The organism is Pseudomonas sp. PvP027 (genome assembly GCF_017833005.1).
In the GTDB taxonomy this organism is placed as follows: domain Bacteria; phylum Pseudomonadota; class Gammaproteobacteria; order Pseudomonadales; family Pseudomonadaceae; genus Aquipseudomonas; species Aquipseudomonas congelans.
In genome coordinates, this window is record NZ_JAFIBK010000001.1 from 3,189,411 (window position 1) to 3,202,064 (window position 12,654).

Genomic DNA, 12,654 nt, shown 5'->3' on the forward strand with positions numbered 1-12,654 from the left:
ACACGCGCATTCAGATAGTACGCTTAAGGAGGGTGTAATTGAACCGGTTTTTTAATTTGACTAGTCGTATTGATTTTGGTGCTAGCTCTTCGGCCGTAATATTGTAATACCGCTTCAGCATGTTCACCTCCCTACTTCCCGTCACGCTTGCAAGCTCGATCAAATTCTGCAGTCTGGTCGCAAGCCGACAGGTCGCTTCATGACGCAGGTCGTGAAAGCGTAGGTTGATCCGGAAGTCTTCCTGAGGCGTGACCTGCGTTACGTCGTAATCTGACCCATGTATTTGCTCTAGCCCTCACACAAACGCGTTCTTGAGAGCATCAGCCGTGGTGGGTAAGACTCGTCCCCATAGCAAGCGCGGCAAATACTTCAACAACTGGATAGCAATGGGCGAAAGCGGGGCGGTTCTAGGCAGGCCGTTCTTCGTCGCTGGCAGGTGCGCGGTTCTACGATCCAGGTTCACATGCTTCCAGCGCAGCTCGAAAATCTCGCCGCGGCGCATCGCTGTCTCAATCGCCAGTTGAACGATGGGCCGTATCCAGGGATTGCGTGATGCATCGGCGTAGGTCCCACCAGCACGTCGCTCACGAAGCTCTAACGCGCCGAGCATGTATTGCTCTTCAATTGGGTCGAGACGTCGCGAGCGCTCGTCGTTGTAGCCGGGGCGGCTGACCATCCTGACTGGATTCTCGGCCAGATGAATGCCCCATTCGCGCCGAGCGACCTCGATCACGCATTGGAACAACGCCAGCTCACGCTTGACCGTATTGCCCGTGCGGATCTTCAGGCGCTCGTCACGGTAGCGTGCAAAATCTGAAGAGGTGAGGGTGGCAACGATGTGTGTCGCCAGCGCGATGACGCTTGAGCGCTTCCAGGCGTTTGATTTCCGAGTACGCGGCTTGTGCTTCGGCGCGATCTCGGAGATGTAGCGATCGATGAGTTGATGAAAGGCGGTGCGTTCGGCCTCGACGCGAGAGACAAAAATCCCACGGTCGATTTCGCTTTTGATCATTCCCGCCACAATAGGGTGCCCAGGCATGAATCACGCAAATAAAACCAAGCCGCCGCAGAGTGCGTGTGCAGTCTGCGGCGGCTCTTTCCTGCAAAGCTTGGGGCTCTGAATCAGCTTTGCCCTTGCTTCGGATCCTCAGCGTGAGCCCAACGATAATCCAGACGCGGCGCGAACACTTTGATCCGACGCTTGATCTTGATCAGAATCGGGTCATGCACCGGCTCCGGATCTTTCAGGAATACGGTCAGCACAGCACTCAGTGCGTACAACCCGGAGAACGCCCAGACCACGCCTTCAATGCCATAACTTTCATTGAAGATCGCAACAACAGCCGGGCCAACCCACGTCGACGCGCCTGCACCCAGGCTCAACACCGACAAGGCAGCCGCTTTGTTGTTCGGTGCCAAAGCAGGTGCAAGCGCCGACAGCGGCACGAAGCACGCCAGGGTCAGGCCGTAGAAGGCGCCGAAGATCGAGGCGATCAGGAAGTCGTTCGGAAACGCCTGTGGCATGAAGAAGAACAGCGGCGTACTGATCGTGCTGCCCACTGCGCCAAACCAGAGGATCGTGTTGCGATAACCGATCTTGGTGCTGATGACGCTGGAGCCCAGGTTGCCGATGATGTTGAACACAAACACGATGGTCAGCAGGCGCAACCACTCTTCCAGGGTGAAGCCAACGGTTTGCATGAAGAACCCTGGCATGACCACCAGAAAGCCAAACATCGACGAGGTGTTGATGACGCGAACGATACCGGCCAACGACACTTTAGGACGTGTCCACATGATGGTGATGTTCTTGGCCATCGACACCAGCGGGCGCTCGCCTTCCGGCGCCAGTCGCCGCATGCCATGAGCTTCGCGCATTCCGACCAAACCAATCACGCCACCGATGACCACCAGGGCGAAAGACAACCAGAAGGTCAGCAATGCGCCAATCAGCGGAATAGCGATGCTCGCCACCAGAGAGCCCAGCATTGGCAGGCCCGCGGCGTAAGCCACCCAGAACCAGCCCACGGCCATGCCCATCTTGCGGGACGGCGTGGAAGCCGCGATCCAGACCAGGAAACCGTAGGCGAAGAGCGGATAACCGAAACCGCGCAAACCGTAGGTCAGCAGAATCATGGAATAGCTCAATTCCTGCAGCCCGTAGACCAGGAAGAGCACTTCGAACACGCTCCAGATGATCAATCCCAGGAACATCACCCGTTTCGGGCCCCAGATATTGGAGAGCGCGCCGGCGAGCCACGATGAAATACCGACCGTGACGCCATAGATGGTGAAGATCATGGCGACTTCATCGCCGGGCATGCCGCGTTCACTGAGGAAGGGCGAGAGGTATCCGAGTTCTACGCCATCGCCGATCATGAAGATCAACAGGCCGACAAAACCCCAGAACATGGGATAGGGAATACCAACTTTGTCGCAGAATCTAACGAGTGGAGTGTTCGGAGTTGATTGATCGCTCAATTTTCCGGTCCTTTTTGTTGCACGACGTTTGGGCGCGCCGTATGAATGGCCTCGATGAGGTTGAAAGACAGATTGGATAGCACAGGCATCCGCTTCGGGCAGCGAGCAAAACTGGCTTGATTATTTGACGCGCGGGGTCAGACATTGGAGCAGCTATCGTCGGCCCATTAATCTATGTTTTCCTAGATTTTCGAGCCCGAAGCCGACCTTTTATGCCAGATGAAACGATTCATCACAACCGCGATCCATTTTTTTGGGTGCGACAATATGTCCGGTTGTATTGTCTGAGGGGTTCGGATTTAGGGGGATGAGGTGTTTCGAATTGTGTATGAAAATAAATACATCTTTTTCCTGGGGCTGTGAGAAAGGCGGTGAGCGGGGTGCCGGTGCTACCGCATCTTCGAAACCGTTCAGGGCGTCGAACATACCGAGGCCTTTGCTGACATCGGTTGGGGGGGCGAGCATGCGCACCTCGATGCCCACTTTCAGTTCCTTGTTCGCTTGGGCCATTTGCTGGACCAATATCTTCTCGCCGATGACGTGCGGGGCGCACATAACGAGCTCATCCAGCACCAAAAGCCAGAAACAACAAAGCCCGCTCAAGGCGGGCTTTCGGAGTTCTTTGTAGACTGTCCACTATCCAAGACACATCTAGATTTCACCAGGTGTCGTTTGAACCGGTTAGTAAGAGCCCCGTATTTAAAGGGTTTGTTTGGTGGTGACTCGGTTAGGCATACACGTGGGCATACACGGCGCTACCTTCTGCCGCCAGTGAGGCGAGAGCAAGGGTGATGAATCTGCATCCATCCAGGGTATCCAGTGCTACTCAAATGTTCTGTGCCACTTCTGTAGACCCTCTGTGTTCAACCCAGATTGACAGCTCCTCGATAGCTGCCCCACCTTTGGAAGGTCACGCCTCTGTAACGGAGGGGCAGGTAGTGTCATGATTCGACTGAAATAAACTCCGCAGCCGGGCAAATTTATGACCGATACGCCGCATCATCAGCTTCTTCCTGGGCTGCCAGGTGATGGCCCTCTTCCTCTCCAGTTCAGTGCAACCGGCCAAGGGCAGCATAGTGAGGGGATCGTTATCAGGTTCTTGCCTGAAGGGATGCCTTCTTGGGTGGGAAACTTCCAACCCGGGTTTTGCCGCTTCAACTGCGTGTTGGAAGTGGAATCAACTTTTCATGTGATCGTAGTTGCCGGTGGTCAGGGTTACATCGTGGACGTTCGTAACGGACTGCTCGTAAAGCACTTCGGTGGCGATATTGAGAATTTGATCAGCATCCCAGAGCTGGGTAGCACCCTCGTTTCAAATGGGTTGTGGCTTAGGCTTTTCAAAGGAGAGGCTGAGGTCTGGTGCACTGAGCGTTTGTCTTTAGATGGAATTAGGGATATCCAAGTCTCCCTCGCGGATGGATTCATCACGGGGGAGGGATGGTACTTGGAGGACTCTTGGTACCCGTTCAAAGTTTGTATTTCCTCCGGAGAGGCTACAGGAGGAGCTTTCGAGTCACTTGACGTCAGCTAGTCAGCCTCGCCATTCCCAGAGGATTAACGCCGGGGACCCTGGCGGCATTCGAGGAACACGGGGCATGAAACCCGCGTGGATTTGGTAGCTGCTGATCGGTTGACGTTGGTTGACAGTTGACAGGTTGACGGCAGCAGATCAGTAGCTGAAGGAATGAACATTCGGGTTCACCACCTGATTGGGTGAGTTCACCGGGTTCACCAGTTCACTAAGCTGTGAAAACGTCGGCTACTCAAGATGCGCGGGTTCCCTGCCCCGTATGCAGCGGAAGTCCCCAGGGTCCCCCGGCTTATGACGGATTCCATTCGCTGATGGGGTTCACTTCATAGGGGGACGGGGATAGACCCTTCATATGCGGTGTAATTGGTGTTTCAGGTGTAGCGGTAGAGCCTAAGTGCATGAAAAATAAGTATAAAAAAGCTGTAACACTTTGCCGGAAGTTTCTGTGTACGTGATGTAACAATACGGGACGTGTAACGCTGCCGCTGCCGCTGCCGCTGCCGCTGCCGCTGCCTTAGTGCCGCATGGGCAACCGTGTACGATGGCCGCTAACGGCCGATTCTGTTAGAAAAGTCGGTTCTCTCAAACTGCCCGAATATTGATCGGTGAAAGCGTCTTTTTTATGCACTGCGAAATGAAGCCTTAGTCGGAAGACCTCAGTTCAGATTCTAGATTTTAAGCTCACGCGCGTACTTTTCCGCTGTGAAAACCACCCCCGACTTTCTCAACAGAATCGGCCAATAGCAGCCCTTGATATCAACGTTTCAACTGTAAGAGACATCCCCATGCGGTGCCGACATGTATGGGCGTCGCTCTACCCAACGGATTTGCGCCACAAGAGCAGCTCCTCAATTGCAGCAAAGATTGCTGGGGCGCAGTAGAAATGTCAGCACATCTGCATTTACGATATTAGTATTTCAACAACAAGAACGCCTTGAGTATTGGAATCAACATTGCGCAGTCAGTTATCTGCTTCTACATGGTCATAGTTGAAATTTTTTGTATGCTAGAGAGCGGCTATCTTTGATGTGTCTGTTTCGTCCGCTAATATTTATGGGGTATGGCGAAGGAGAAAAATCGAACGGGGTGTTGAGAGCACCCCGCAGGATTTTTTTTGGTCAGTTGCTAGATTTGCTAATCGCGGGACTTAATACAAGTTTTCGTCCAGCAAAGGTTAGCTCGCCTCCGGTATCAAGTAGGTCTTGCGTACTGCTGGCATCCTCGAACTCGATGAAGCCATAGCCTTTTGTCGATCCATTATTCATCGGGATTACGAGTTTTGCTATAGAACCGTACCCGCTAAACAAATCATAAAGATCAGTCTTCCTTACTTTTGAAGGGAGATTTCCTATGTGTATAGTTGGGCCTGGATCTGTGGAGGCGCCATGAGTGATGGACCTGTCTTTCTCTGTTTTAGCCTGCGTTGCCTTGATGGCTGTTGCTCTATCAACAAGATTTGGGGAAGAAGGTATTTCAATTTTTAGTCTTGGGTACTCTTTAAAGGGGATCTTCTTCTGTTTCGCAATGTTCCTTGCTTTTTCCCTTTCTATCGCATTAACCAGAATTCCTTTGCGATTTAAAGAGTCAACTAATTTTCGATAATCTTCGGTGTCGACGATACCGACGGCATCCCAAATTTGGATAGCTGAGAATATACGGCCGTCTTGCCCAAGCAAAATAACCGATTTTTCTTCTCTGCTTAAATCTACTTTGTCAAACTGACTAAGCCAAAGAGCATCTTTGGCAGAGTACATAGCCTTGTTTGTCAGCGTTATACTAAAGCCTTCGAACCTGCTTTCCAGCTTTGGAGGGGCTAATTCATTTTTATTCATTAAGTCGTATATTCGTCGCATTCCTTCGCCGAGTTCGCGCATATAGCCAAGCTCACGTAGTACACGGGAAACATACGTATTTCTGGATTGGTGCACTCCCTTTTGGTGCATTATGTCTTCTATGCGAATTGAGGTTAACAAAGCCCCAGGATTTCGGATTTCTAAGTGATCATCAAAAATATAAACTTCCGTCCCTCTGCCCTCGTCCGAATAATCTCTATGGGCGATAGCGTTCAATAACGCCTCTCGACACGCCAGTTCAGGGTAAATAGAACGTTGCTCAAATCGAGCATCCTTATCCATTCTAGTTTGAACAAGATGCGGGCGAAGTGCTTCCCAAGCTTGGTTGATTAACGTCAAGATATTGCCAGATGTGATTTGGTCGGCAATGACATTATACGCTTCGCCTGATCCTACCTCATTTCCATCAATTTTTAATATTCTGATTTGAAGTCTTGGATGCCATTTACTTGCATTTTTTGCAAACAAAAGCAAAGCCGCACGACGATACCGCAAATGAGACATCCCGTACTCGGCTAGCTCTAAATATTGCAGGCATCTTTCAACAGACATACCTTTCAATACTTGATCTGCAACAGTTTTAACTAGATCAAGGTCTAAATCGTCAGCAGTTACCCCGTCTATAAAGATCCGATCATATTCTCGCGATGAAACCTCTCGGCGATTAAACTGAATTGCTTCGGCAGCTACGGGAACAGACTCCAAGTCACGACGTTGCATGCAGCGCCCATCTGCTGTTACGTGAACGTATTCTATACTCTTGGGTACTGAGAAATACATGACGTCTTTGTTGTCGATTTTAAGTCTATACTTTCTTACAGAGGGAAGGGGGGTGTCCTTATGTATACGTGTATATGGAGCGTTTTCAAGTGCGTCGAATTCACCGGCAGTAAACCCGGGCAGCCCCGTAACTTCTCCGTTATCTTCTACACCTATCAGTAACTCTCCACCATCCGCATTTGCAAACGCGACCAATGTTTGGGCGATATTTATTGCAATATCTTTTACAGGCCTTTTTGTTTTACTGCCTGGAGCTCCCTCTAGTGCGCTTTTGAACTCTCTAAAGTGGCTTTCACCTAATTCGATTGCTGTTTTGGCACGTTCCAATACTGCGATAGCACTCATTGCCACTCCCTCTCCTGCGTAGACAAAATGTCTAAAAAACGAGATATATCAGATTTTTCTTTTTCTAGCAAGTGCGGGGTACTTTGCAATGTATATTTAAATGAATATTAAGTTACGCATGATCTGGCATAAAACTTATTTCTTGCCTTTTTAAGGGGGCTGAAAGTCCTGCTGACGTCTTCCAGTAACCAAATGAATTTATACAAAACCAGTTCTTTGTTTGCAATCTTGATCTTGCTCTTGTTTGTTAGTAAAAAATAGATATGGACGTCTTCGGTACTCGCTCTTCAGTTGGCGCTGACAGTTGTAAGCCTTACCTTTGGTGTAGCAGATCAAGAGCAAGATCGTGGATGTGCAATGAGTTCGTCTGAAAAGTCTTGTTATATGCCCTGTAGCTCCTTTTTAGCGCTTTACAGGTGCGTAAAATTAATAGGTAGAGAGCGTCTCAGACTATTTTTGACGGCGATCTAGTACTTTTCAGACACATCTTAGTGAGTTGGTGTGCTGAGTCAGAAGCTGGACGATTTAGGGAAATGTTAGTTTACAGTGTGTAACTGTGAACCATTATGTACTGCTGAGTGGTGGCCAGACCCAATCTACAGAGTCAGTCAAATTACCAGCATTTCCGCTTCTAAAATTTCTCGCTGGTACAAGTGAATTGCCTACGGTTTGATGAATACCGCTGAGAAACAGCTTCTGGCCGGTCTCCGTCGGTCATCTTCACGAACCGTGTTGGTCAAATCTGATGTGATCGCCGGTCAGGTCGAATGCAAATGGATCGACAAGTGAAGCGCAATTCCGCAAAGGAAACCTGAGCGGGTCCCGCAAGAAAATCGCCGGATCAACGCTCCCCAGCGATTTTCTCCTGGCGCGCACTGTTGTCACCCCACCACACCTGCGGTCTAAATAGGTGGTTTTTTCTGCGTCCCCCTGCACTTGACGCTATCCCACGTGGAGTGGGATAGCGCTGGCTCAAGCTGGTGAAATTTGTTCTACAAATTCCTGTACCCGTAAGGCATAGACAGATCGCGCTCGGTCATTGAGAGAGGCTGTTTCGCTGCGGTAAGGCAAAAAGGAAACTTCGACAAGTCTTGGGACCGCTTCCGCGAGCTTGACGAGGCTACCCGTGCTGCTTTGCCATCCATGCGCGGGTAACCTAAACAAACATGGCGTGCCACTATGGAAAAAGTGGTAATCACATGGTAATTTTGATAAAAATTATTTACCGAAAAGCCTAAAGACAAGGGATTACGCGACTAAAATGGTAACCATAGCCGAAAAAGACCTTGAAAATCTTTACCAGCAGGGGGTCCGTGGTAACGCTGCTGGCTTTGCTTTGATAGGCCGCCAAATCGCAAGCAAGCTCAAAAAAACGCAACCTGACCTAGCGACCAAATTGGCTGAACTGCTAGCCAGCGACGCGGGCATGCGGGGCGCTCCTAGAATGGCGGCGCCGGTCGATGCCGACAGCCGTCGAAGTCTTTTGAGAGAGGGTGCGCCTTTTGTTCTTGAATCGGAGCCTAGGTGGGAAATCTCTATTGAGAATCAGCTCCAAGACATTCTGATTGAGCGCAGAAGCTACAAGGAACTTATAACCGCAGGCCTAGAGCCAGTTCGGTCAATGATCTTTACCGGCCCGCCGGGTGTGGGTAAAACTTTGGCAGCGGGCTGGCTTGCTAACGAGCTTAACCTTCCCTTATACACACTTGATTTGGCTTCCGTTATGTCAAGCCTTTTGGGAAAAACTGGTACGAATATCAAAGCCGTGATTGATCATGCAAAGAGTGCCCCCTGCGTGCTCCTTCTTGATGAGTTTGACGCAATTGCCAAACGACGTGATGACGACAAAGATGTTGGTGAGCTTAAGCGTTTAGTAAACGTTCTTCTCCAATCTATTGATGAATGGCCATCGTCATCAGTTCTAATCGCCGCCACCAACCATCCGGATATGCTGGACCCTGCGGTATGGCGTCGTTTTGAGGTGATAATTAACTTCAAAAACCCGCCAGAAAATTTAATTGAGAAATTACTTATCGAGGTTGAGACCTCGCCCAAGGTAGCTAGAGAGCTAGCATCTTTTTTATCAGGCAACTCCTTTGCCGAAATAAACCGAATCATTGTGTCCGCAAAAAAGAAAGCCGTACTAAGCGGCAAGGACTTTAATGAGGCAATCATCGAGTCGAGCCTGAGCCTACGAAACTTAGAAAGCTCACCTCAAAGAACCCGAGATATAAAAATTATACAATTATCGCTTCAAGGGCTATCGCAGCGGAAGATTGCAAGCGAGCTCAATGTATCGCATCCAACCGTCGGAAAAATTATAAAAGAATTCAAGGAGAATGTTAATGGCTGATCGTAACCTGCTACTCGGTAAAGGGGAAGCCTTAACTACTGCGAGGGAAATTAAACGCGGCTCGGGGCCCAAAAACTTTCCGTACACAGTGGAAGAAGTGAAGGAGGCCATTTCTTCTTCGCTGGAACATGTACAGCAGTCATTGTCAAAACTTCCTAAAGGAGCAAAGCCTAGAGGAGAGGGAGTTTTCGAGCTTACACTTCATCCAGCTTTTTTAGCGCGATCTTACTTCCCCAAAAGCATTCTTAAGAAAAGCGGCTTACGCGACGTTGGTAGCAAAGAGACATCTATTGTCCCAAGACATGTAACTGACGCCCGTGACGCAGGAAAAAAGCAGGCGACAGCGACAATCTACCTCGCCGGTAAAGAAAGCGCCGTCGCTGCATTGAGAAGTATCCTGCACGCCACAACTCACACAAAGCAAATTGAAAAAGAACTTAAGGAGATTGAGTCAGTTCGATGGATCGACAATGAGGACAAGATAAGGGGCGAGCTGCCAGACGATTATGAACAGCATGCTTTTGAGGTAGCGCTGCATGCGGGTGCTGACGAAGAAGATGTAGTAGCATCATTCGCCCAATTTGTGCGGGCTCATTCGGGAAAAGCCGATCTGAAAAGGAAGATAAAGGTTGGGGGACTGACATTTATACCGGTATATGCAACCTCTGCGGCCATGGTGGAAATCGCAAGCCATTCGTTTCTTAGGGTCGCCAGGCCAATGCCTGAACTTCGGATCGCGCATCCCACGATGGCCCGGACTACAATGAGCAGCTATGCAACTAGCCTACCGGCGCAGGCTGCATACATGCCCAATAAATATGCGGCGATTTTCGATGGTGGTCTCGGCACATCCGATCTGAATCCATGGGCAACAGAGTGTTACTACGAGGATACTAACGAAACCCATGGGCAGCTCTTGATGCATGGCAATGAGGTTACCTCGACTTTTCTCTTCGGCCGACTAGATTCGGAAGCCGACCAACTGAAACGACCTTACATGAATGTGCATCATTACAGAGTTTTGTCACCAGTTTCTGGTAAAGACCCTGACCTTTTTGACGTGCTTCTGAAGATAAAAGCGGCATTAGAGTCTGGCGAGTACAAGTTCGCAAACCTTAGCTTAGGTCCAAGAATGCCTATCAACGATGAAGAGGTGCATGCGTGGACGGCAACTCTTGATCAGCTGTGCGCTAGATACGGCATACTCGCGACAGTTGCTGTAGGGAATGATGGTGATATCGATGGAGCTAATAGAATTCAGCCACCAGGAGATATGGTTAACGCATTGGCGATTGGCTCCGCAGATCTAAGTACTGCCAAATGGAAACGAGCTGGATACAGCTGTATTGGACCAGGCAGAAGCCCAGGATATGTCAAACCCGACGGGGTAGCTTTTGGCGGCAGCGATGCAGAGCCATTCAAAGTTTTCAACCCCCTTTTAGGCAACACGGTAGGCGTACAAGGTACAAGCTATGCGGCGCCTTTAACGTTAAGGACAGCTGCAGGGATAGCATGCTCTACATCCTATGAGATGACAGCAATTGCCATAAAAGCTTTGCTGGTTCACCACGCAGAGCATAAGACCAAAATCAAACGCGAAGAAGTTGGTTGGGGCCGCTTTCAAGAAGAAGCTTTTACAATGCTTGAATGTAAGAACGGAGTTGCGACGATAATCTTTCAAGGGCAGCTCGAAAAAGGACAATATTTGCGATGTCCGATACCCTTTCCCGACATCCCCCTCACAGGTAATGCGTGCATAACTGCCACGTTTTGCATACAAGCGCATACAGATCCCGAGCACGCAATCAACTATACACGCTCGGGAATGGGCGTCGTGTTCCGGCCGAAGGTAGGAGCGAACATCGAAACCAGCAAGGATTTTTTTGGTAGAAACTCTCAATATAAAATGACCGAACGTCAATTTAGAGATGACGCACATAAATGGGAAACTTGCCTTCATAGAGTTAGGAAGTTTGAAGGGGAAGACTCACTAATTGGGCCCGTTTTTGATATCGAATATCATGCGCGTGAAAGCAGTCGGGGGGTGTCCCCTAGCTCTGCGCCAGATGTAAATTATGCATTGATAGTAAGTGTTCAAGCCGATGATATTCCGGATATTTACAACCTGATTCGACAGAAATATACGATTCTTCAACCAGTAGACATCAACATTGAAACTACAATTTCCGTGTAGGTGAGGCTCCAGCCGAGGGGGATGGGGAGCATTATCTTGATGCGATGGGCTAGAAATACTGTGTATTTCCAATAAATCATTTACACAAACAGGGCCCATCTGGGCCCTTTTCAGGTGAAGTGGCTTTATTTCTTCAGCCACCCCTCCACGACATCAGCGCCGTGTTGTTCACTGCTTTCATCCGTTCGTTCCTCCAGTTGGCTCACGAGTGCAGCATGTTGAGGTGTCGAGATATTGTGGAGCTGAAGCAGATCCTGCGCGCTGTAGCTGCGCGCTCGGTCGGATAATTCATGCCACGTCCAGTTCCCGACGGTTTCGCCTTCCTGCGGAATCGCCAGTTTCAACAGGCTTACCTGATCAAGTCCAAGCAGGTTGTAATTCGCCCAGAGCTTTCCACCGACTTCAAACAATGCCTTCGCGGCCTCGTTCCATTTCTCCTCAAGGACCGTCTGAGAGAGCCACAGTGCGTCGCGTTCGATGCCCTTGTGCTTTTCCTGTGCTTCGACGATGTATTGATCTACGGTCGCCAGCTCCTGGTTGAGCGCGGATATGATCAGGCCCTGCCGACGATCATGTTCGGCGGCGGTTGCCAGGTTTTTTGCGGCTTTTTGTGCATCGGCATTGGCGGTTTTTTCGGCTTCGGTGTCGCCCCATGCGACAGCCTGTGCATACGCAGTAGCTGCGTCCGTTTCAGCCTGCCGGGCTTTGGCCATGTCCTCTACGGCCTGCTGTTGAATCTGTTCCAGGCGACTGCTGAGGCTCTGACGTTTCGCATTCAACTCCTGCTCATCCGTCTTCCAGTTATTCATTGCCTCGATGTAACCCGCCATCAGGGAATCGCTATTGGCGAGGGTTTCGCGGCGATTGATTTTTTGATCCAACAGGTCAGCGTTGTGTTTGCGTGCATCGAAACGCCTTTTCAGCTCGTTGTACTTCTCTCGCAGTTCACGCTCTTGAGCGGCCTCGATGCCCTGCTCATTGTCCAGAGCGGCTTCAAGGGGTTGCAGCTGGATATGCAGTTGGTTGGCCTCGTTCAGCAGTTGATCGCGGCGGTCTTTCAGTTCTTGGATCTCGTTCATGAGTCTGGTCTCTGTTCAATTCGATGGGGAGTTGGTTG

General features: G+C 50.0%; 8 protein-coding genes. 3 read left to right on the forward strand and 5 right to left on the reverse strand.

The window, feature by feature from the left end:
* Positions 1–295: 295 nt before the first annotated feature.
* The 3 genes from JOE33_RS13530 to JOE33_RS13540 form a co-directional block, all read right to left on the reverse strand.
* Positions 296–1,012: a tyrosine-type recombinase/integrase gene (locus tag JOE33_RS13530; RefSeq protein ID WP_240009422.1), complete on the reverse strand. Its 717-nt coding sequence runs from the start codon at positions 1,010–1,012 to the stop codon at positions 296–298.
* A gap of 110 nt (positions 1,013–1,122) precedes the next feature.
* Positions 1,123–2,481 carry an MFS transporter gene (locus JOE33_RS13535; RefSeq protein ID WP_024661156.1) on the reverse strand — a complete coding sequence of 453 codons (1,359 nt, stop codon included), beginning with the start codon at positions 2,479–2,481 and terminating at the stop codon, positions 1,123–1,125.
* A gap of 210 nt (positions 2,482–2,691) precedes the next feature.
* Positions 2,692–3,036: a hypothetical protein gene (locus JOE33_RS13540; RefSeq protein WP_209924081.1), complete on the reverse strand. Its 345-nt coding sequence runs from the start codon at positions 3,034–3,036 to the stop codon at positions 2,692–2,694.
* 427 nt (positions 3,037–3,463) lie between these two features.
* Between JOE33_RS13540 and JOE33_RS13545 the strand changes: the two genes are divergently transcribed.
* On the forward strand, positions 3,464–4,012 hold the full coding sequence (locus JOE33_RS13545) for a hypothetical protein (protein WP_054992720.1): 549 nt from the start codon (positions 3,464–3,466) through the stop codon (positions 4,010–4,012).
* Positions 4,013–5,130: 1,118 nt separating this feature from the next.
* Here the strand turns inward: JOE33_RS13545 and JOE33_RS13550 are convergent.
* Complete coding sequence (locus JOE33_RS13550) at positions 5,131–6,990, reverse strand: ATP-binding protein (protein WP_209924082.1); 1,860 nt, start codon at positions 6,988–6,990, stop codon at positions 5,131–5,133.
* Between the two features lie 1,261 nt (positions 6,991–8,251).
* Between JOE33_RS13550 and JOE33_RS13555 the strand changes: the two genes are divergently transcribed.
* Positions 8,252–9,343, forward strand: a complete 1,092-nt coding sequence (locus JOE33_RS13555) for an AAA family ATPase (RefSeq protein WP_209924083.1) — start codon at positions 8,252–8,254, stop codon at positions 9,341–9,343.
* Entirely contained in the window at positions 9,336–11,537 is a 2,202-nt protein-coding gene (locus JOE33_RS13560; RefSeq protein WP_209924084.1) for a S8 family peptidase, read from the forward strand. Before JOE33_RS13555 ends, JOE33_RS13560 begins: the two co-directional genes overlap by 8 nt.
* A 125-nt stretch (positions 11,538–11,662) precedes the next feature.
* On the opposite strand, the gene JOE33_RS13565 is transcribed toward JOE33_RS13560, so the two are convergent.
* Positions 11,663–12,616 (reverse strand): chromosome segregation protein SMC, encoded by a 954-nt coding sequence (locus tag JOE33_RS13565; RefSeq protein ID WP_209924085.1) that lies wholly within the window; start codon positions 12,614–12,616, stop codon positions 11,663–11,665.
* Positions 12,617–12,654: the final 38 nt, after the last annotated feature.

Excerpts from the sequence above, each read along its gene's own strand:
- JOE33_RS13530 (WP_240009422.1), bottom strand. The coding sequence starts at position 1,012 with ATGATCAAAAGCGAAATCGACCGTGGGATTTTTGTCTCTCGCGTCGAG.
- JOE33_RS13540 (WP_209924081.1), bottom strand. The coding sequence starts at position 3,036 with ATGTGCGCCCCGCACGTCATCGGCGAGAAGATATTGGTCCAGCAAATG.
- JOE33_RS13545 (WP_054992720.1), top strand. The coding sequence starts at position 3,464 with ATGACCGATACGCCGCATCATCAGCTTCTTCCTGGGCTGCCAGGTGAT.
- JOE33_RS13550 (WP_209924082.1), bottom strand. The coding sequence starts at position 6,990 with ATGAGTGCTATCGCAGTATTGGAACGTGCCAAAACAGCAATCGAATTA.
- JOE33_RS13555 (WP_209924083.1), top strand. The coding sequence starts at position 8,252 with ATGGTAACCATAGCCGAAAAAGACCTTGAAAATCTTTACCAGCAGGGG.
- JOE33_RS13560 (WP_209924084.1), top strand. The coding sequence starts at position 9,336 with ATGGCTGATCGTAACCTGCTACTCGGTAAAGGGGAAGCCTTAACTACT.
- JOE33_RS13565 (WP_209924085.1), bottom strand. The coding sequence starts at position 12,616 with ATGAACGAGATCCAAGAACTGAAAGACCGCCGCGATCAACTGCTGAAC.